This is a genomic window from Curtobacterium sp. DN_7.5 (assembly GCF_022655355.1).
In the GTDB taxonomy this organism is placed as follows: Bacteria; Actinomycetota; Actinomycetes; order Actinomycetales; family Microbacteriaceae; genus Curtobacterium; species Curtobacterium luteum.
The window spans coordinates 2,407,355-2,428,009 of the sequence record NZ_CP093378.1; the positions used below are offsets into that span (position 1 = coordinate 2,407,355).

Annotated in this window: 17 protein-coding genes and 2 tRNA genes; 4 read left to right on the top strand and 15 right to left on the bottom strand. The window is 72.0% G+C overall.

Annotated features, from left to right (window positions below; translation table 11 throughout):
* Positions 1 to 19 precede the first annotated feature (19 nt).
* The 12 genes from MON03_RS11015 to MON03_RS11070 all read right to left on the bottom strand — a co-directional run bounded on the left by MON03_RS11015 (position 20) and on the right by MON03_RS11070 (position 12,227).
* Positions 20 to 640: an isochorismatase family protein gene (locus MON03_RS11015; RefSeq protein WP_242088389.1), complete on the bottom strand. Its 621-nt coding sequence runs from the start codon at positions 638 to 640 to the stop codon at positions 20 to 22.
* Positions 641 to 664: 24 nt separating this feature from the next.
* Positions 665 to 2,164: a D-alanyl-D-alanine carboxypeptidase/D-alanyl-D-alanine endopeptidase gene (gene dacB / locus MON03_RS11020; protein WP_242088391.1), complete on the bottom strand. Its 1,500-nt coding sequence runs from the start codon at positions 2,162 to 2,164 to the stop codon at positions 665 to 667.
* An 11-nt stretch (positions 2,165 to 2,175) separates the two neighbouring features.
* Positions 2,176 to 3,189 carry a Gfo/Idh/MocA family protein gene (locus MON03_RS11025; protein WP_242088394.1) on the bottom strand — a complete coding sequence of 338 codons (1,014 nt, stop codon included), beginning with the start codon at positions 3,187 to 3,189 and terminating at the stop codon, positions 2,176 to 2,178.
* Between the two features lie 73 nt (positions 3,190 to 3,262).
* Positions 3,263 to 3,338: transfer RNA gene (locus MON03_RS11030), tRNA-Thr, on the bottom strand.
* Between the two features lie 67 nt (positions 3,339 to 3,405).
* Complete coding sequence (locus tag MON03_RS11035) at positions 3,406 to 4,029, bottom strand: TetR/AcrR family transcriptional regulator (RefSeq protein WP_175329417.1); 624 nt, start codon at positions 4,027 to 4,029, stop codon at positions 3,406 to 3,408.
* A gap of 354 nt (positions 4,030 to 4,383) precedes the next feature.
* Complete coding sequence (locus MON03_RS11040) at positions 4,384 to 5,526, bottom strand: DNA polymerase III subunit delta' (RefSeq protein ID WP_022902782.1); 1,143 nt, start codon at positions 5,524 to 5,526, stop codon at positions 4,384 to 4,386.
* A gap of 25 nt (positions 5,527 to 5,551) precedes the next feature.
* Entirely contained in the window at positions 5,552 to 6,187 is a 636-nt protein-coding gene (gene tmk / locus MON03_RS11045) for a dTMP kinase (RefSeq protein WP_242088396.1), read from the bottom strand.
* Positions 6,184 to 8,952 carry a type I DNA topoisomerase gene (gene topA, locus MON03_RS11050; protein ID WP_242088399.1) on the bottom strand — a complete coding sequence of 923 codons (2,769 nt, stop codon included), beginning with the start codon at positions 8,950 to 8,952 and terminating at the stop codon, positions 6,184 to 6,186. Before topA ends, tmk begins: the two co-directional genes overlap by 4 nt.
* 472 nt (positions 8,953 to 9,424) lie before the next feature.
* Positions 9,425 to 9,727, bottom strand: a complete 303-nt coding sequence (locus tag MON03_RS11055; protein ID WP_242088401.1) for a TadE/TadG family type IV pilus assembly protein — start codon at positions 9,725 to 9,727, stop codon at positions 9,425 to 9,427.
* A 10-nt stretch (positions 9,728 to 9,737) separates the two neighbouring features.
* Complete coding sequence (locus MON03_RS17475; protein ID WP_502798667.1) at positions 9,738 to 10,037, bottom strand: DUF4244 domain-containing protein; 300 nt, start codon at positions 10,035 to 10,037, stop codon at positions 9,738 to 9,740.
* A gap of 103 nt (positions 10,038 to 10,140) precedes the next feature.
* Positions 10,141 to 11,226, bottom strand: a complete 1,086-nt coding sequence (locus MON03_RS11065) for a type II secretion system F family protein (protein WP_083881934.1) — start codon at positions 11,224 to 11,226, stop codon at positions 10,141 to 10,143.
* Entirely contained in the window at positions 11,223 to 12,227 is a 1,005-nt protein-coding gene (locus tag MON03_RS11070) for a TadA family conjugal transfer-associated ATPase (protein ID WP_242088403.1), read from the bottom strand. The genes MON03_RS11065 and MON03_RS11070 overlap by 4 nt, the downstream gene beginning before the upstream one ends.
* 558 nt (positions 12,228 to 12,785) lie before the next feature.
* On the opposite strand from MON03_RS11070, the gene acs reads away from it, so the two are divergent.
* Positions 12,786 to 14,741, top strand: a complete 1,956-nt coding sequence (gene acs, locus MON03_RS11075) for an acetate--CoA ligase (protein ID WP_242088405.1) — start codon at positions 12,786 to 12,788, stop codon at positions 14,739 to 14,741.
* 78 nt (positions 14,742 to 14,819) lie between these two features.
* Here acs and MON03_RS11080 read toward each other — a convergent pair whose 3' ends face one another.
* Positions 14,820 to 15,281 (bottom strand): RidA family protein, encoded by a 462-nt coding sequence (locus tag MON03_RS11080; RefSeq protein ID WP_242088408.1) that lies wholly within the window; start codon positions 15,279 to 15,281, stop codon positions 14,820 to 14,822.
* On the bottom strand, positions 15,278 to 15,436 hold the full coding sequence (gene sp36, locus MON03_RS11085; RefSeq protein WP_022903105.1) for a Sp36 family protein: 159 nt from the start codon (positions 15,434 to 15,436) through the stop codon (positions 15,278 to 15,280). The genes MON03_RS11080 and sp36 overlap by 4 nt, the downstream gene beginning before the upstream one ends.
* A 50-nt stretch (positions 15,437 to 15,486) precedes the next feature.
* On the opposite strand from sp36, the gene MON03_RS11090 reads away from it, so the two are divergent.
* From MON03_RS11090 to MON03_RS11100, 3 genes are all read left to right on the top strand, one after another.
* The gene (locus MON03_RS11090) at positions 15,487 to 18,045 is read left to right on the top strand and encodes a transglycosylase domain-containing protein (RefSeq protein ID WP_242088410.1); all 2,559 of its coding nucleotides are present in this window, start codon (positions 15,487 to 15,489) and stop codon (positions 18,043 to 18,045) included.
* Positions 18,042 to 19,001: a metallophosphoesterase gene (locus MON03_RS11095; protein WP_242088412.1), complete on the top strand. Its 960-nt coding sequence runs from the start codon at positions 18,042 to 18,044 to the stop codon at positions 18,999 to 19,001. The genes MON03_RS11090 and MON03_RS11095 overlap by 4 nt, the downstream gene beginning before the upstream one ends.
* Positions 19,002 to 19,102: 101 nt before the next feature.
* Positions 19,103 to 19,176: transfer RNA gene (locus MON03_RS11100), tRNA-Pro, on the top strand.
* A 369-nt stretch (positions 19,177 to 19,545) separates the two neighbouring features.
* Here MON03_RS11100 and MON03_RS11105 read toward each other — a convergent pair.
* Positions 19,546 to 20,586: an LLM class flavin-dependent oxidoreductase gene (locus MON03_RS11105; protein ID WP_242088414.1), complete on the bottom strand. Its 1,041-nt coding sequence runs from the start codon at positions 20,584 to 20,586 to the stop codon at positions 19,546 to 19,548.
* Between the last annotated feature and the right edge of the window lie 69 nt (positions 20,587 to 20,655).

Sequence of the window (20,655 nt, forward strand, 5' to 3'; positions counted from 1 at the left end):
CCCCCGGGGTGGGCTCGGGCTAGAGGCGCGCGCCACCCGGTCGGTGCAGGCCCTCGTCGGTGTCGCTGTGGTCGACGAGCCCGCCGGCTGCCCGCACCTCGTCGAGCGCGGCGGCGCTGCGAGCGGGGTCGACCCCGACGACGAGGTCCTCGTACACGGTGACGGCGGCCCCGCCGGCGAGCGCGTCGAGGGCACTGGCGCGGACGCAGTGGTCGGTGGCGATGCCGACGATGTCGACCTCGCGGACGTCGCGCTGCTCGAAGACCTCGCCGAGCGGGACGCCGTCTGCGGTCTGCCCCTCGAAGGCCGAGTAGGCGGGTGCGCCTTGGCCCTTGTAGACGTGGACGTCGACGGAGCCGGTGTCGAACGCCGGGTGGTAGTCCGCGCCGGGGGTGTCCTGGACGCAGTGGACCGGCCAGGTGTCCACGAAGTCGGGCCCCTGCGCGCCGGCGAAATGGCCGCCGTTGTCGTCGTCGCCGTGGTGCCAGTCGCGGGAGCCGACGATGAGGTCGTACTCCCCAGCGTGCTGCCCGAGGAACACGGAGATCCGCTGCGCGACGGCGTCACCGCCGCTCACGCCGAGTGCACCGCCCTCGGTGAAGTCGTTCTGGACGTCGACGACGAGCAATGCCCTGGCCATGCGTCCATCCAACACCAGGGTGCGTCAGGAACCGGAGAGCTTGCCCCCGCACGAGTAGGTCGCGGCGGTCACCGCGTCGAGCGCCGGCAGCGCGGCCGCCCGCGACGACCCGATGGCGTAGAACGCGAACGTCAACCGGGTGCCGTCGGCCGCGTCCATCCAGCCGCCGAGGGTGTTGGCGCTGTCGATCCAGCCGGTCTTCGCGTGGACCTTGCCGCGTGCGACGGCGTTCGCGCCCGTGAAGCGGCTGGCAAGCGTGCCGGAGACGCCGGCGACCGGCAGGGCGTTCGAGAGCGTGCCGAGGCCCTTCGCACCGGCCTGCACCTGGACCATGAGCTGGGCGACGAACTCGGGCGACACCGCGTTGGCCGCACTCTCGCCCGACCCGTCCTTGATGACGATGCCGGACGGGTCGACGCCGTACGAGCGCAGCGCTGCCTGGTACACGCCGGTCAACGACGCGGCGGAGCCGTTCGCCCCGGACTCCTTCGACGAGATCCGCGCGAGCATCTCCGCGAGCGTGTTGTCGGAGTTCGGGATCATCTGGCCGATGAGCGTCGACACCGGCTGCGACGACACCGTGGCGATCGTGTCGGTCGAGGTCGTGGCGCGCTTGACGATCTGGGCGTTCGCGGCACCGGCGACGCCTGCGTTCGCGAGGGCCGTCCGGAACGCCGCTCCCGCGCGACCGACGGGGTCGGTCGACCGGGGTGAGGTCGCCGCACCCGGGTTCGCCCGGTCGCCGTCGACCATGAGTGCGGTCACCATCGGCTGGTAGCCGATCGTCCGCTCGGACACGGGCCAGGTCGGGTCCCAGGCGTCCGCGTCGTTCCAGTAGGTGTCGTCCGTGACGATCGTCGACACCGGGCTGTCGCCGAGCTTCGCCTTCACCTGCTGGGCGAGCTGCGCGAGGGTGGGTGCGCCCGGGTAGACCGTCGCGCCACCGGCGGAGAGCGTCGCATCCCCGTGCCCGACGAGCGCGATCGTCCCGGCGGACTCCTGCGTCACCGTCGTCGGGATCCGGTGGTCGCCCCCGAGGACGGCCAGGGCGGTCGCGCTCGTGAGGGTCTTCATGACGCTGCCGGTCTGCTTCGGCTGGTCGCCGGCGTGCGAGTAGAGCACCTTGCCGGTCCCCGCGTCGATGACCGCGCCCTCGAACGACCCGAGCCCGGCGGCACCGGCCGCCTGGTCGATCGTGCACGCGCGAAGGGCCGAGGGCCCGTCCGGGTCCTCCGGCACCGCTCGGCCCGTCGCGGTCGCGGTCGGGCTCGGCGTCCGCGTCGCCGGCGCGGAGCGAGTGGACGTGGCGGACGGCGCCGCTGCGGCGGTGCGCGTCGGGGTCGGCTGGTCGGGCATCGTCGCGGCGGCGACCGCGACGGCGCCGCCGGAACCGAGCACGAGCACCCCGACCAGGCCCCCCGCGATCCACGGGACCGGACGGCGGGCGACGGCGGCCCGGACCGCGTCGACGGAGCGGCGGACGCGGTCCGCGATGGTCGTGTGCTGCGGCTGCTGATCGGACATCGCGACCGATCCTACGGAACTGCGGGAGGAGCCTCCAGGCCGTCGTCGCCGTCCGCGGGGTAGCGGACGCCCACCTGGCGCCGCACCTCGTCGAGGAGCGCCATGATCCCGACCGACTCCTCCAGGTCCATCGGACCGCCCTCGTGCGTCCCCGTCTCGATCATCGTCTCGAAGGCGCGGGCCTCGTGGCCGTAGCCGGCGCGCTCCTCGCGACCGTCGAACTCCTCGACCACCGCGCCGTCGCGGTCCCGGATGCGCCACGTCGTCGGCGTGTACCAGGTGTCGTCGAGGTCGATGCGGCCGTCCTCACCGATGATCGAGGCCGTGTTCGGGCTGCGGAGGTCGAGCGCGAAGTGCACCGTCGACTGCGTGCCGCCGGCGTGGTTCATCACGATGCCCATCTGCGTGTCGACGCCCTGCTCGCTCAGGGTCCCCGACGCCACGACCGACTCGGGAAGCCCGAGGACGTCGACCGCGAACGACACCGGGTAGATCCCGAGGTCGAGCAGGGCCCCGCCACCGAGCGCCGGGTCGTTCAGCCGGTGCCGCGGGTCCGACGGCAGCGCCTGGTGGTGCGTCGCCTCGACGAGCCGCGGTCGGCCGATCCGTCCCTCGGCGAGGACCTCGCGGATCATCGCCATCTGCGGCAGGAACCGCGTCCACATCGCCTCCATCGCCGCCACGTCCGCCCTGCGTGCCGCGTCGGCGACCGCGCGTGCCTCGGCGGCGGTGATGGTGAAGGCCTTCTCGACGAGGACGTGCTTGCCGTGCTCGATCGCCAGCAGCGCGTCGGCGGCGTGCCGGGAGTGCGGTGTCGCGACGTAGACCGCGTCGACGTCCGGGTCCGCGACCAGGTCCTCGTACGAGCCGTGGGCCCGCGCGATGCCGAACTCCGCGGCGAAGGCCTGCGCGGAGTCGGGCGTCCGACTGCCGACCGCCACGAACTCCACGCCGACCGCCGTGCAGTCTCCGACGAAGGACCGCGCGATGCCGCCCGTACCCAGGACTCCCCAGCGAACCGTCATGGTGCCTGTCTACCAGGACACTCGTGCACGAACGGCAGAACCCCCTCTGATCCGCGGATCGGAGGGGGTTCCGTGGAGCCGCCTGTCGGAATCGAACCGACGACCTATTCATTACGAGTGAATCGCTCTACCGACTGAGCTAAGGCGGCGGACGCCCCGTTGCCGGCGCGTCGCACGCTCCGTTGCCGGAGCGGCACGAGCAATGACTATACAGGTTCAGACGAGCGAACGCGAAACGAGCACGCCGAGGTCCGCGAAGGAGCGCTCGAGCTCGTCGACCAGGTGCACGTCGCCGCCCTGCTCGGACCACTCCCACCACGCGTGCCGCAGCGCCCCGAGCGCGACGATCGAGGCCAGCCGCGCCTGTCGCCGGCGCGCGTCGGGGTCCGGCTCGCCGTCCTCGAGCCGCCGGGACACGGCCGACTCGATCTCGTGCTGGAACTCCTTCATCGACGCCATGCGCCGCGAGAAGAGCTCCGGGTTCTCCCGCAGGACCTCCTGCCGCTCGGCGATGAGGCCGCGCTCGTCGATCAGGGCCTGCGTCGAGTGCACCAGGAGGCTCCCGAGGTCGCGCAGGAGGTCGCCGGACGGGCCGCCCGCCACGAACTCGGCGAGCGTCGCGTCGTCCGGCAGGGTCGGGTCGTCGCCGAGGAGCGCCTGCTCCTTGCTCGGGAAGTAGTTGAAGAACGTGCGAGGTGAGACGTCGGCGCGGCGGGAGATCTCGTCCACGGTCACGGCGGCGAGGCCGTCCTCGACGGCGATGCGCAGGGCGGCCTGCTGGATCGCGAGTCGGGTGGCGAGGCGCTTCCGCTCGCGCAGGCCGGGGGCTGCGTCGGACATGCCGCGATTCTCCCACGCGCGGTCGGACGGGAGGCTGTGGGTTGCGTCAGGCGCGTCTCCTCGCGTCTTCGGGACGGGCGGACGGGAGGCGCGGGTCGGGGTCGTGGGGCGGATCGCGCTCGGCGGTCGTTCCTTGTGCCACGAGGCGGTCGGGCCGGGTCGCGCTGGGCGTTCCTTGTGCCACGAGGCGGTCGGGCCGGGTCACGCGCGACGGTCGGGCCGGGTCCCGCGCGGCGGTCGGGCCGGGTCCCGCGCGACGGTCGGGCCGGGTCCCGCGCGGCGGTCGGGCCGGGTCCCGCGCGGCGGTCGGGCCGGGTCCCGCGCGGCGGTCGGGCCGGGTCCCGCGCGGCTGGGTCAGCGGACCGCGCGCGCGATCGTCACGAGCAGGGCCTCGAGCGCGAGGAGCGCGGCGACGTTCGCGGCGATCCGGGTCCGTGCCGTCGTGACCGCGTCGAGGACCTCGAGCGCAGCGGCCGGCGGCACGCTCGGCAGCGCCCGTTCGAGCTCGTCGCGCATCGACAGGTTGACGGGCTCGGCCGGTGCCCCGAGGCCGAGCAGGAGGAGGTCCCGGTACAACGACGACACGTCCACCAGGATGCGGTCGAGGCCGTCACGGAGGCTCCGCGTCGCTCGGCGCTTCTGATCGTCCTCGAGCGCGCGCAACTGCGACCGCAAGGCCGGCGGGATCGTGCCCCCGGGCTCGACCCCGAGCGACCGCAGGGCTGCGTCGCGCTCTTCGCCGTCGCGTTCCTGCGTGATGGCCTTGGCGTCCTCGTCCGCGACGGCGAGGAGGTCGGCGGCCGCAGTCACCGCGTCGGCGACGCTCCGCACGCCGAGCACGGTCATCAGGGTGCGCCGTCGACGATCACGGGCGTCCGCGCTCGTCGCCAGCCGCTGGGCCATCCCGATGTGGCTCTGGGCTTGCCGGGCCGCGTCCATCGCGAGCGGACGGTCGACCCCGGTGCGGGCGACCAGGAGGTCCGCGACGGACTCGACGCCGGGCACCCGGAGCCGGACCGACCGGACGCGCGAGCGGATCGTCGGCAGCAGGTCGGCCTCGCTCGGGGCGCAGAGGATCCACACGGTGCGCTCCGGCGGTTCCTCGAGCGCCTTGAGGAGCAGGTTCGAGGTGCGCTCCGTCATGCGGTCGGCGTCCTCGATGATCACGACGCGGTAGCGGCCGACCGACGGCGAGTAGTACGACGACGTCACGAGCTGCCGGATCTCGTCGATGGTGATGATGACGCGCTGGGTGGTCAGGACCGAGACGTCCGGGTGGGTCTTCGCCGTGATCTGGCGCAGGGTGTGGTCGTCGTCCGGACCGTCGCCGACGAGCGCCGCGGCGAAGGCCGAGGCGACGTTGGACCGGCCGGACCCGGGCGGCCCGGTGATGAGCCACGAGTGGGTCATGCCCCCGGTGCCCTCGGGCGACTCGGCCGCGCGACGCAGCGCCGCGACGGCTTCCTCCTGCCCCGTCAGGCCGTCCCACACGCTCATGCGGACATCCTCGCAGCGACCACCGTCATGCCTGGTCGATCCCGACGAGGGGGCCGACCGCTGCACGGACGGCCTGCTGGACGACGTCCGCGGGCATCGAAGCATCGACGACGAGGAAACGCTCGGGCTCCGCGGCGGCCATGTCGAGGAACGCCCGCCGCACCGACTCGTGGAACGCGGCTGCCTCGGACTCCAGCCGGTCGAACGTGTCCCCGCGGGCCGCAGCGACCCGTGCCCGTCCGACCAGGACGTCGAGGTCGAGCAGGACGGTCAGGTCGGGGACGAGCCCGCCCGTCGCCCAGTCCGACACCGCACGGACGTGGTCGGCACCGAGGCCACGCGCCACACCCTGGTACGCCACCGACGAGTCGATGTAGCGGTCCTGCAGGACGACGTCACCGCGAGCGACGGCCGGACGGACGACGGTCTCGACGTGGTGCGCCCGGTCGGCCGCGTACAGGAGCGCCTCGGCCCGCGGCGCGACGTGTCCGCGTTCGTGCAGGACGATCTCGCGGATGCGGACGCCGAGGTCGGTGCCGCCCGGCTCGCGGGTCCGCACGACGGTCCGGCCGTGTTCCCCCAGCCACGCCGAGAGGCGCTCGGCCTGGGTGGTCTTGCCCGCGCCGTCGCCGCCCTCGAGGGTGATGAACCGTCCGGTCACTTCTTCTTGGCCGCGGTCCGACGGGCCGGCGCCTTCTTCTTCACCGGTCCCTTGGCGCGCTTGTCCGCAAGCAGCTGCTTCGCCCGCTCGAAGTCGACGTCCTCGACGTCCTCGCCGCGCGGGATCGTGGCGTTCGTCTCACCGTCGGTGACGTACGGACCGAAGCGGCCGTCCTTCACCTTGATCGGCTTGCCGGACACGGGGTCGGCATCGAACTCCTTGAGCGCGGCGGTCGCGGAGCGCTTGGCGCCGTACTTGGGCTGCGCGAACAACTCCAGCGCCCCGGCGAGGTCGACGTCGAAGATGGCGTCCTCGCTCGGCAGCGTGCGGGTGTCGGTGCCCCTCTTGAGGTACGGGCCGTAGCGACCGTTCTGCGCGGTGATGTCCTCGCCCGACTCCGGGTCCTTGCCGACGGTGCGGGGCAGGTCGAGCAGCTTGAGGGCCGTCTCGAGGTCGACCGTCTGCGGGTCCATCGACTTGAAGAGGGACGCGGTGCGCTCCTTGGGCGCCGCGGCCTTCTTCGTCGTGGCCTTCTTGGTCGTGGTCTTCTTCGCGGTGGTCGTCGTGCCGGTCTCGGCAGCGGCGGGGGCGGCCTCGGTGACCTCGCCCGTGGCCGGGTCGACCGTGGGTTCCGGCTCGGGCGTGCGCTCGGTGACGTACGGACCGAAGCGACCGTCCTTCGCGAGGACCTCCTTGCCGGTCTCCGGGTTGATCCCGACCACGCGGTCGCCGACGACGGGCGCCTCGACGAGTTCGCGGGCCTTGTCCGTCGTCAGCTCGTCGGGGGCGAGGTCCTCGGGGACGTTGACCCGGCGGGGCTTCTCCGGGTCGTCGCTCGGCACCTCGATGTACGGGCCGTAGCGGCCGATGCGCAGCGTGAGGCCGGGAGCGAGTTCCACCGAGTTGATGTCGCGCGCGTCGATCTCGCCGAGGTTGTCGATGACGGTCCGGAGGCCGCGCTGGTCACCGCCGCCGAAGTAGAACCCCTTCAGCCAGTCGACGCGGTCCTCGTCGCCGCTCGCGATGCGGTCGAGGTCGTCCTCCATGGAGGCCGTGAAGTCGTACTGCACGAGGTCGCCGAAGTAGTCCTCGAGGAGCCGGACCACGCTGAACGCGATCCAGTTCGGGACGAGGGCGCTCCCGCGCTGCGTGACGTACCCGCGGTCGATGATCGTCGAGATGATCGCGGCGTAGGTCGAGGGGCGGCCGATCCCGAGCTCCTCCAGCGTCTTCACGAGGCTCGCCTCGGTGTAGCGCGGGGGCGCCGACGTGTCGTGGCCCTTCGCCTCGACGTCCGACACGGCGAGTTCGTCGCCCTCGGCCATCTGCGGGAGCTTGGCGTCGTCGCCGTCCGACTTCGCCTCGTGGCGTTCCTCGTCGCGACCTTCCTCGTACGCGTTGAGGAAGCCGCGGAAGGTGATGACGGTGCCGGACGCGGTGAACTCCGCGTCGGTGCCGTTCGCCGTCGAGGCCAGCCCCTCGACGGCTTCGGACGAGGAGATGCCGAGCACCACGGAGGCCGTCGATCCCTTGGCGTCCGCCATCTGCGAGGCGACGGTGCGCTTCCAGATGAGGTCGTAGAGCCGCAGGTCGTTGCCGCGGAGGACCTTCTCCATCTGCGACGGCGTGCGGAAGGTGTCCCCAGCGGGACGGATCGCCTCGTGCGCCTCCTGGGCGTTCTTGCTCTTGCCGGCGTAGCTGCGCGGCTTGTCCGGCACGCTGTCGGCTCCGTACAGTTCGGCGGCCTGCTTGCGGGCGGCGGTCACGGCCTGCTGCGAGAGCGACGACGAGTCGGTCCGCATGTAGGTGATGTGGCCGTTCTCGTACAGCGACTGCGCGACGCTCATCGTCTGGCGCGCGGAGAAGCGGAGCTTGCGCGCGGCCTCCTGCTGCAGGGTCGACGTCGTGAACGGCGCGGCCGGGCGGCGCGTGTACGGCTTCGAGTCGACCGAGCGGACGACCGCGTCACCGGCGCGCTCGAGCACGGTCGTCAGTGCGGCGGCCGAGGCCTCGTCGAGGCGGACGACGTCGCCGGAGATCGCACCGCGGTCGTCGAAGTCACGCCCCGAAGCGACGCGGATGCCCTGGACACGGGCCAGCTTGGCGGTGAACGCCGTGTCCCCGGGCTTCTCGAACCGTGCGGTGAGGTCCCAGTAGTTGGCGGAGACGAACGCCAGGCGCTCGCGCTCACGGTCGACCACGAGCCGGGTCGCGGCGGACTGCACGCGACCGGCGGACAGCCCCGGGCCGACCTTGCGCCACAGCACCGGCGAGACCTCGTAGCCGTAGAGGCGGTCGAGGATGCGCCGGGTCTCCTGGGCGTCGACCAACGCGGTGTCGAGTTCGCGGGTGGCCTCCTGCGCGCGCTGGATCGCCTCCTTGGTGATCTCGTGGAACACCATGCGCTTGACCGGCACCTTCGGCTTCAGCACCTGGAGCAGGTGCCACGCGATGGCCTCGCCCTCGCGGTCCTCATCAGTGGCGAGGTAGAGCTCGTCGGCGTCCTTGAGCGCCCGCTTGAGCTCGGAGACGGTCTTCTTCTTCGCGTCGGAGACCACGTAGTACGGCTCGAAGCCGTTGTCGACGTCCACGGAGAACTTCCCCATCGGGCCCTTCTTGAGCTCCGCGGGGAGGTTCTTGGGCTCGATGAGGTCACGGATGTGGCCGACTGACGCCTGGACCTCGTATCCGTCACCGAGGTATTGCGCGATCGTCTTGGCCTTCGCGGGGCTCTCGACGATCACGAGCTTCTTCGTGCCTGGCACGTGTCTCCTTGATCGATGGTGCTCGTCGGCCCTGGACCTGCGACGTCGCCGGAGTGACTCGCCGTCCGGGTCGACCGGGACACCGGTGACCGGGGGCCGACGTGCACACCATACACACAGCGGCCGCGTACACCGCTCGGTGGTCCCGCGACGGCGACTGCGCTCACGGCGAACGCACCGGCGCCGACGGTGACCGTCACCCGGGCCGTGGCGAGCGAGGTCGAACACGTCGTCGGCGTGGCCCCACCGGCGCGCACGACGGCGCCCGCGCGGGCGCAGGGTTCGCCGTCGAGTGCACCGATCAGCGCGGCTGCCGCTGCGAGCGCCCCGGCGTCGGCGGCCGCCTGCGCGCGGACCGTGACCACGCGCTGGGCAGCGGCAGCGATACCGACCACAGCGACGGCGACCCCGACGCCGAGGACGACGGCGAGCAGCACCGTGACCGACCCACGGTCGGTGGTCCGCTCCGTGCTCACCGCCCGCCCTCCGCCGCACACCCGGAGGCGCGGAGCACGATCCCCGAGAAGAGCCCCGGGCAGGGACGCGTCAGGTCGACGCAGACGAGGCCCGGTGGCGTGCGCTGTGCGACCGTCGCGCCCGGGACCGCTGCGACCGCCGCAGCCGCCGTCACCGTGTCCCCGCGACCGGCCGCGCGCGCGGCCGTCGCAGCGGCGAGTTGCAGTGCCCCCTGCCGGTCGACCAGGACCACCGCACCCACGAGCAGCGTCAGGACGAGTGCCACCGCCGGCAGCACGACCGCGAACTCCACCGTCACCGCGCCGCGCTCAGAGCGACAGGGCACCGCGGACGAGGTCGGTCAGGATCGTCTGCACCTCGCCCGACCGCATCACCGCGACGAGCACGCCGGCGAACGCCACGGCCGCGAGGATCACCACCGCGTACTCCGCCGTCGCCGATCCTGTCTCGTCCCCGATGCGCGGCGCGAGCCAACGACGAGCACCGCGCTCCCTCGCACGCTCGTCGCCCCGCGCGACAGCCCCGCCGCCGCGCGCCGCACCGTGGTCACGTGTCGCGCCACACCGTGCAGCGCACCCGGTCGTCGCTCCCCATCGTCCCGTCGTCATCTCGGTCCTCTTCCTCGTCACCCTTGCCGGTCGTTCCGGCCCTGCACCCAGCCTCGCCGTCAGAGCCGCCGCGCTGGGCCGTCAGCACCGGACTGTGGATCGATCACGGCGTGCCCACCACGGTGGAGGAGAGGACGCCCACGACGACCGGCACCACCCCGACGAGGACGAACGCTGGCAGCACGCAGACCCCGAGCGGCAGCACGAGCCGGACTGCGAGGCGCTCGGCCGCGGCGAGGGCCGCGCCGGCAGCGTCGTCACGGACGTCCTCGGCTGCGGCACGGAGGAGCGCGGCGGCCGGCACCCCGGCGCGTCGCGCGAGCACGAGCACCTCGGCCAGACGTGCGCGCTCGACCTCTGCCCGGTCCGTGGACACCGCTGGCACCGGGAACCCGCCGACTCCCCGGCAGGCCGCGCCACCGCCGACACCCACGCCAGCCGCGCCACTTCCGACCACGCCCCTGCCGACCGCGCCCCTACCGGCAGCGCCCGCGCCGACCGCACTCCGGGCGACCGCGTCGAACGCCTCCTCGACCGCGGCTCCGGCGTCCGTCCACGAACCACCGCCCGACACCGCGACGGCCCACGCGTCCAGCAGCACGCCGGCGACGTGCCCGTCCGGTGTCGCAGCCCGCACGAGCCGTGCGGTCCAACGCCGGCCGACCGCGACGAGGCCGGCCGCCACCGCCGAGCACGCCCAGCCGAGCGGGGAACCCACGAGCACCGTCACCGCCCCGGCACCCCAAGTCGACGCGAGCGCGAGCCCGAGGACGGGCAGCGCCAGGACGACCCGTGCGCTCGTCCGCGGGCCGGCGAGGGCGACACGGACGGCTCGGTCGGAGGCGGCGGACCGTCGGAGAGCCCGCGCGAGGGCTCGCAGCGCCTCGGCCGACGGCGCTCCCGTCCGTTCCGCGACGCGGAGCACGACGGCGACGTCCTGCCACGCGGGGTCGTCCGTCACCGGCAGGCCGCCGACGAGGGACCACGCCCGCGGTGGCGGCAACCCGGCTGCCACCAGCGTCGCGACACGGTCGAGCCGCCGCGCACCCGACGCAGCACCGTCCGTGGCCGTCCGCCGCGCAGCGCGAGCCGCCGCGCGCGCACCGTCGGCCGCCGACCGCGCACCGTCGGCCGCCGACCGCGCAGCGCCGCCCGCCCACCGCCGCGGTCGAGCGGGAGGGCGTCTCACCGCGGGGTGTCCACCGGACGCAGGTCGAGCCTCCCGTCCGGTCGCAGGACCGGCCGTCCGACGCCGACCAGCCGGCGCACACCGCGCCGACGCTCGACGTGCAGCACGAGGTCGAACGCGCTCACTGCCTGACGTGCCAGCGCGGCCGGGTCCATCCCGGCGAGCGCGCCGAGCGCCTCGAGCCGCGCGGACACGTCCTGCAGGCCGTTGGCGTGGACCGTCCCGGCGCCGCCGTCGTGCCCGGTGTTGAGCGCGGACACGAGCTCGCGGACCTCCGACCCACGGCACTCCCCCACGACCACCCGGTCCGGCCGCATCCGGAGCGCCTCCCGGAGCAGCCGAGCGAGGTCGATCGCCCCGTGCCCCTCCGCGTTCGCCTGCCGCGCCTCGAGCGCGACCACGTGCGGGTGGTCGACACGGAGTTCGGCGACGTCCTCGACGGTGACGATCCGCTCGTCGTGCGGCACGGCCGCCAGCATGGCCGCGAGCAGCGTCGTCTTGCCGCTCCCGGTCGCCCCGCTGACCAAGACGTTGCGGCGCTCGGCCACGGCCTGCTCGACGACCCGCCGCGGGACGCGCTCGAAGGTCCCGCTCCGGTCGAGCCCGGCGAGCGTGGGCCGGTCGGGTCGGGGCAGTCGGACGGAGATCGCGGTGCCGGTGACGGCGACCGGCGCGAGCACGACGTGCACCCGGACCCCGTCGTCGTGCCGGACGTCGGCCAGCGGGGTGGTCTCGTCGACGTGTCGGCCGCCGCGGGCGACGAGCGCTGCTCCGAGTTCGCGTGCCCGCCGCTCGTCGAGGACGGGGTCGGCCCGTTCGAGGCCGGCCCCGCGATCGATCCAGGTCCCGCGACCGCCGACCGCCAGTACGTCGGTGACCGAGGCGTCCCGCACGAGCCCGGCGAGTTCCTCGAACTCCTCCGCGCGGATCCGGCGCTCGGTCCGCGGTGGAGCGACACCCGGGAGGAACGGCGACGTGGAGGGGGCACGGTGTCGATGCATGGCCGGGACACTACGGCCCGGACGACACGCGGAAGAGCGCCCGCGGTCTGCGGTGCAGAACGCCGGTTCCTCCCCACCAACGGACACTGTTGTCCCCCGTTGCAGAAAGCCGTACCCCAGTCGGTGGCGGGCGTGCACGGCTCACGAGGGACGCGACGAGCCCGTCCAGTCCAGGTCGGGGTCCGTCAGGCGACCGCGCAGGCGACGAGAACACATCGATGCGTGAGCATGGACCGGTCTGTCCACCAATCCGCATACCCGCGCGGATCGAGCCGGGACGCCACTGTCCGACCGGCGCGACCGTCGGGGTGTCTGCCGGGAGAAAAGAAGAGGCGGCACCTGTTGGGGGGAACGGGTGCCGCCTGGACACCGGCGGATTGGGGGGAATCACGGCCGACGCCACCGGAAACGAGTCCGGCGATGAACACTGTACCCCACGAACACCCCTGCTCGGCAACCCCGACACGACGACCGGCCGCAACCGGTCGGGGGTAGTCTCCGGTTGCTGCCCACGGCGCCTCGCCCCGGCGAGCACCAGCACGACGCGAAAGGACACCGATGTCCCCGACCACGACCGACACCGCACCGCACCACGAGGACGGCCCCACGTTCCCGCCGTCGCCGGAGTTCGTCGCCGACGCCGTCGCACACGAGGACCTGCACGAGGCCGCTGCCGCGGACCGTGAGGCGTTCTGGGCCGACCAGGCGCGCGCCCTCCTCGACTGGCGGACGCCGTTCACACAGACCCTCGACTGGTCCGGAGCACCCTTCGCGAAGTGGTTCGCGGACGGCGAGCTCAACGTCGCCGAGAACTGCCTCGACCGACACGTGCGCGCGGGCAACGGCGACCGGGTCGCGATCCACTTCGAGGGCGCGCCCGGCGACACGCGCCGGATCACCTACGCGGAGCTGACGGCCGACGTGCAACGCGCCGCCAACATGCTCACCGACCTCGGCGTCGGGCAGGGCGACCGGGTCGTCGTGTACCTCCCGCTCATCCCCGAGGCCGTCGTGACGATGCTCGCCGTCGCCCGGATCGGAGCGATCCACTCCGTCGTCTTCGGCGGGTTCAGCGCCGAGAGCCTCCGCGCCCGCATCGAGGACGCCGAGGCGAAGCTCGTCGTCACGGCCGACGGCGGGTGGCGGCGCGGCGCCGTGTCGCCCCTGAAACCCGCCGTCGACGAGGCGCTCGAGGGCGAGGGCACCGACAGCGTCGAGCACGTCCTGGTCGTCAAGCGCGGCGGCAACGACATCGCCTGGAACGAGCGCGACCTCTGGTGGCACGACGAGCTGGCGAAGGCGGACGCCACCCACGAGGCGCAGGCGTTCCCCGCCGAGACGCCGCTCTTCATCCTCTACACGTCCGGCACGACCGGGAAGCCCAAGGGCATCGTGCACACCTCCGGCGGGTACCTCACGCAGGCCACGTACACGCACAGGAACGTGTTCGACATGCACCCGGAGAAGGACGTCTACTGGTGCACGGCGGACATCGGCTGGATCACCGGGCACTCGTACGTCGTCTACGGCCCGCTGTCGAACGGCGTCACCCAGGTCCTCTACGAGGGCACGCCGGACGAGCCGGAGCCCGGCCGCTGGTGGGACCTCGTCGACTCGTACGGCGTGACCGTCCTCTACACGGCACCCACGGCCGTGCGCGCGGCGATGAAGGCCGGCCGGCAGGTCCCCGAGGCCAGGAGCCTGGAGACCCTGCGCCTCCTCGGGAGCGTCGGTGAGCCGATCAACCCCGAGGCCTGGCAGTGGTACCGGCAGGTGATCGGCCACGACCGCACACCGATCGTCGACACGTGGTGGCAGACCGAGACCGGCGCGATCATGATCTCCGCACTCCCCGGCGTCACGAAGCTCAAGCCCGGCGCCGCGCAGACCCCGTTGCCCGGCATCACGGCCGAGATCGTCGACGAGGACGGCCGACGGGTCGACCCCGGCGAGGGCGGCTACCTCACGATCGCCGACCCGTGGCCGTCGATGGCGCGCGGCATCTGGAACGACCCCGACCGTTTCGTCGAGACCTACTGGTCGCGGTTCCCCGGCCGCTACTTCGCCGGCGACGGAGCGCGGCTCGACGGCCAGGGCGACATCTGGGTGCAGGGGCGCGTCGACGACGTCATGAACGTGTCCGGCCACCGTCTGTCGACCGCCGAGATCGAGTCGGCCCTCGTGGGACACGAGGGCGTCGCTGAGGCCGCGGTCGTCGGCGCCGCCGACGAGACCACCGGGCAGGCGGTCGTCGCGTTCGTGATCCTGACCGCGGAGGCCGCGGAGGGAGTCGACCGCGACGCCACCGCGAAGGAGCTCCGCGACTGGGTCGGCAAGCGCATCGGCGCGATCGCGAAGCCGCGGCAGGTGGTGATCGTCCCGGAGCTGCCGAAGACGCGCTCGGGCAAGATCATGCGGCGTCTGCTCCGCGACGCGGCCGAGGGCCGCCGCATCGGCGACACGACCACGCTCGCCGACCCGACGATCATGGCGACCATCGCGGAACTCATGTAGCAGGAACGACGCGAGCCGCGCCTCCCGGCGGACCTGCCTGGAGGCGCGGCTCGCGTGACGTGCGCCGCTGACGGTCCGTCAGTCGGTCAGCTCCACCACCAGCTCGACCTCGACCGGCGCGTCCAGCGGCAGGACCGCGACGCCCACCGCGCTGCGCGCGTGGACGCCGGCGTCGCCGAAGACCTCGCCGACGAGCGTGGAGGCGCCGTTCGCGACGGCCGGCTGCCCCGTGAAGGACGGGTCCGACGCGACGAAGACCGTCACCTTGACGACCCGTGCGACGCGGTCGAGCGAGCCGGCGACCGACTCGACGGCCGCGAGCGCGTTGAGCGCCGCCGTCCGAGCCTGGCCGGCGGCGGTCTCCGGGTCGACACCGGCACCGACCTTGCCCGTGACCGACAGCGCGCCGTCGACGAAGGGCAGCTGACCGGCGGTGTACACGTACCGGCCGGTCACGACCGCCGGTACGTAGGCAGCGACCGGGGCCGCGACGGACGGGATCGCGAGTCCGAGCTCGGCGAGACGGTCCGAGACGGTCATGCGTCGGCCTTGGGACGCTTGAGGTAGGCGACGAGTCCGCCCTCGGGACCGGTGACGACCTGGACGAGTTCCCAGCCCTCGTCGCCGAAGTTGTTGAGGATCGCCGTGGTGTTGTGGATGATCAACGGCGTCGTGAGGTATTCCCAGCGGCTCATGCGGTTCCTTGCCAGCCTTTCAGTCGGCGGTGTCGTTTAGGCTGCATCCTATGTCTGCCCAGAAGACGTCTGCTTCGCGGACCAAACCAGTCTCCGCAGTCGGTGCCTTCATCGGATTCGTCGGCTTCAGCGTGCTCGCTGGCCTCCTCGTGACGATCGGAGTGACGCCTGCGATCGCGGTGGCCGGTGTGACCACGACCTCGACGATCGGCGTCTTCGAGTCGCTCCCGGAGTACATCGAGATCGGTGACCTCCCGCAGCGCAACGAGCTCTACGCCTACCAGGGCGGCAAGAGCGTGCACTTCGCGACGGTGTACGACCAGAACCGTCAGGAACTCAAGTTCGACCAGATCAGCGACAACCTGAAGAACGCTGCCATCGACGGCGAAGACAAGCGGTTCTTCGAGCACGGCGGCGTCGACATGACGTCGCTCGTGCGCGCGGGCGTCGGCAGCCTCGCCGGCGGTCTGGGCGAGTCCGGCGGCGGGTCGACGCTGACCATGCAGCTGGTCCGCAACATCAAGATGCAGCAGGCGCTCGAACTCCCGACCGAGAAGGCGCGCCTCAAGGCCTACAACGCGGCCACCGAGACGAGCATCCCCCGCAAGCTCGAGGAGATGAAGCTCGCCATCGGGCTTGCGAAGAAGTACTCCAAGAAGGACATCCTCACCGCCTACCTGAACATCGCCTACTTCGGCGACCAGACCTACGGCGTGCAGGCGGCGGCGCAGCACTACTTCAACAAGTCGGCCACCGAGCTGACCCCGGCCGAGGCGGCCTCGATCCTCGCGATCGTGCAGTCGCCGAACACGCGCAACCTGTCGACGCCGAAAAACTACGACGCCAACGTCGCTCGTCGCAACGTCATCCTCCGCTCGATGTACGCGCAGAAGCACATCACCGAGGACGAGTACCGCAAGGCGCGGCTGAGCAAGCCGGCCGACTACGTGCACCTGACCCAGCCGACGCAGGGTTGCCGGGCCTCCGTCGGTGACGGCTCGCAGTTCTTCTGCGACTACGCGGTCAAGGTCGTCAAGGAGATGTCGCAGCTCGGTGCGACGGCGAAGGAGCGTGCGGCGGCCTGGCGCAACGGCGGGTACAAGATCCAGACGACGCTCGACATCGGCCTCAACGCGCAGCAGAAGCAGATCCTCAACACGTACGACAACAAGGCGGAGACGCAGATCGCCCTCGGCGCGACGCTCGATTCGGTCGAGGTCGGTACCGGTCGCATCCTGACGATGGCGCAGAACAAGGACTTCGACGAGGCCCTGAAGTCCGCACCCACGTCGACCTCGCTGAACTACTCGGTCGACTACAAGTACGGCGGGGCGAGAGGGTTCCAGACCGGTTCGACGTTCAAGGCGTTCACGCTCCTCGACTGGATCAAGGCGGGCCACGGCCTGAACGAGACCGTCAACGGCACCGCGCGCGTCGTGTCGCCGTGGACCAAGTGTGGTCAGCCCGACTACACGCAGTTCGACGTCTCGAACGACTCCCCCGGCGAGAACGGCAACTACAGCGTCATCGGCGCCACCGCGGGCTCGATCAACGGTGCGTTCGCCTCCATGGCGCAGAAGCTCGACCTCTGCGACATCGAGACCATGGCGAAGAACTTCGGCGTGCACCGCGCCGACGCGAACCCGCTCAACACGTACCCGTCCTTCATCCTCGGGACGAACGAGATCGCGCCGCTCACGATGGCTGCCGCGTACGCCGGCATCGCGAACAACGGCACGTTCTGCGCTCCGATCGCGATCGACCAGGTGACGGATGCCTCGGGCAAGAAGCTGGGCGGCCAGGCCAAGGACTGCTCCCAGGCGGTCGACCCTGCCGTCGCGCAGACCGCGGTCTACGCGATGAAGCAGACGATCACGAGCGGTACCGCCCGCGGTGCACAGACCGCCGACGGCACCCAGATGTTCGCCAAGACGGGTACGACCGACGAAGCCGAGCAGATCTGGCTCGTCGGCGCTTCGACCAAGGTGGCCACCGCCTACTGGCAGGGCAACACCGACGGCAAGAAGCTCAACCTCCGTCACTACAGCAACGGCGTGAACGGCACCTACGCCGGCGTGCGTGCTGACGTGTGGCGCCAGGCGCAGACCCCGGTCAACGCGGCCTACCCCGGCGGCGCCTTCACGGACCCGTCGTCGACGGCGATCCGGGGCAACAGCGTCCAGCTGCCGAACCTCGCGGGCAAGAGCCCGGACGAGGCACGGTCGACCCTCGCCTCGGCAGGCTTCACGTACGTGGACGGCGGCACCCAGCCCGGCCCCGGGACAGCGGGCAGCGTGCTCAAGACCTCGCCCGCCGCAGGGTCCTACCTCTCCCAGGGTGCGAGCGTGACGGTGTACACGACCGACGGCTCGCAGGCCTCGATGCCGAACGTGACCGGCAAGAACGTCGGCAGCGCACGGTCCGAGCTCGAGTCGGCGGGTCTGACGAACATCACCATCTCCGACCAGTACGAGCGCGGCAGCGGTTCCCAGCAGTGCAAGGTCGCCTCGACCGACCCGGCCGCCGACGCCACGGTGGGCAAGGACACCGCGGTGACGGTCAAGCTGTACGGCACGAAGGACGGCAAGGCTCCGAAGGACTGCAAGTGACGCGCGGCCGCGCCTCGCTCGGGGTCCTCGCAGCGGGCGCGGCCGTCGGAGCCGGCGCTGCGGCGTGGGGCTCCCTCGTCGAGCGCCGTCGCTTCGGCATCCGGTGGGAGACGGTCCCGGTGCTCGCGCCGGGCTCTCGCGACATCGTCGTGCTGCACCTCTCCGACATCCACATGGCGCCGTGGCAGTCGGACAAGCAGCAGTGGCTGCGCGACCTCAGCCTGGTGGAGCCCGACTTCGTGGTGAACACCGGCGACAACCTCGGCCACGTCACCGCGAACTCCGCCGTCGAGTACGCGCTCGAGCCCTTCCGGGGCGTCCCGGGCGCCTTCGCGTACGGCTCGAACGACTTCTACGGCCCGACGCCCCGGAACCCGTTCAAGTACTTCACGGGTCCGAGCGCGCACGGCAGCGGGGGCGCCCGCCCCGTGGAGCTCGACATCGACCGCCAGACGGCGTTCTTCGAGTCGCTCGGGTGGCTCGACGTGAACGACAAGGCACATGCGATCGAACTCCGTGGCTCGCGCCTGGAGCTCTTCGGGACGTCGGACGCGCACCGCGACTGGGACCGCCTCGACCTCCTGCCGACGAACGTCGACGAGATGCGCAGCGACGTGCCGTGGTCCGAGGACGAGGACGGCCCCGCGCCGGTCTCCCTCGGGATCACCCACGCGCCGTACCGCCGTGTCCTCGACGCCTTCGTGACCCAGGGTGCCGACGTCATCTTCGCCGGCCACACGCACGGTGGCCAGGTCCAGGTGCCGGGCGTCGGCGCGCTCGTCACGAACTGCGACCTCCCCCGCCGCTACGTCAGCGGGCTGCACAAGTGGGAGCACCGCAACCACTGGTCGTGGCTCGAGATCTCGGCCGGGCTCGGGACGTCGATCTACGCCCCTGTGCGGTTCTCCTGCCGCCCCGAGGCCGTCGTCGTGACCCTCACCGCCCGCGTCGACTGAGCCGCCGTGGCGACGCGCCCGGGAGTTGTCGAGATGGTCGTGAGCACCCTCGATCATCCGGTAGACTTCTGGGGTTGCTCCGGTTCGGAGTGATCACACCGCGGGGTGTGGCGCAGCTTGGTAGCGCGCCTCGTTCGGGACGAGGAGGTCGCAGGTTCAAATCCTGTCACCCCGACAGCAAGGCCCTGGTCAGACGACCAGGGCCTTCTTCGTTCCTCCGGAGCGCCTCGTTCCCCCGGAGCCCCTCGTTCCCCCAGAACGCCGCGTTCTCTCAAGCGAACTCGTCCGCCGGTCGGAGTCAACGAAGGGGCACGACACCCCGCCTGCCCGTCGGCGAATGGTCGTGAATCGTCGCTGTGCGCCGTCTGGAGCGACACCTCGTGACCGCTCGACGCCCGGAGACGGGGTGTCGCGACCAGCCACCACCGCCCACAGTGCTCCGGCCCGAGGTCTCCCTCCCCGACGACGAAGCCCGCCGAGACTCCAGCGTCCTGGAACCTCGACGGGCTGAGCGGCTCGCGCCTCGGCCGAGCGTGCGTCGGCGTCACGCCACCGCGGCACCCGCCGGCACGAGCCGCCCCTCGGCGTGCAACTGCGCCACGACGTCGAGCGCCTGGTGCCGGTAGCGCGCCTGCGCCGCCCCCGGAGCGACGATCACACCATCGGCACCGGTCGACTCGACGAGCGCGTTGATCTTCGCCGCCACCTCGTCCGCGGTGCCGTAGGCCTGGCGAGCGGTCCGCGCCTCGATGAACCGCCGCTCGAGGTCGGAGAACTCGTACGCGCGGGCCTCCTCCATCGACACCGGCTCGGGCTTGGCTCCCTGCCGCATCCGGATGAACGAGATCATGCCCGGCGCGCTCTGCTCCGCGATCACGGCCGGGTCCTCGTCGGTGACGACCTGCACGCCGATGAGCGCGTTCGGGGTCTGGCGGAAACGCGACGGCCGGAACGAGTCGCGGTACAGCGCGAGTGCTGCCTCGGTGTTGTCGGACGCGAAGTGGTGCGCGAACGCGAACGAGACACCGAGCGCACCGGCGACCTGCGCGCTGTAGCCCGAGGAACCGAGCAGCCAGAACTCCGGCACGTCACCGTAGCCGGGCACTGCGCGGATGCGCGAGAGCGGGTTCGACGCATCCATGCCGGTGAAGAAACCGATGAGGTCCGCGAGCTGCTGCGGGAAGTCGTCGACGTCGAGGCGGTCGGTGCGGCGGAGCGCCATCGCCGTCGCACCGTCGGTCCCCGGTGCACGGCCGATGCCGAGGTCGACCCGGTCGCCGTACAGCGCACGGAGCGTCCCGAACTGCTCGGCGACGACGAGCGGTGCGTGGTTCGGCAGCATGACCCCGCCGGAACCGATGCGGATGGTCGAGGTGGCAGCCCCGACGGCGCTCAGCAGCACGGCGGGCGCAGACGACGTGATCCCCGGCATCCCGTGGTGCTCGGCGACCCAGATGCGCTCGTAGCCGAGCTGCTCGGCGTGCACCGCCATGTCGATCGAGCCCTGCAGGGCCTCGGTGTTGGACTGGCCGTACTCACGCGTGGCCAGGTCGAGGACGGACAGGTGCACGGAAGCGTCGCTCATGTGGTCACCAACAGTGGCCGGCCGACGTGCATTCCGCACCCCCTGACGGCCTGGAGGCGCGGGGCGGGC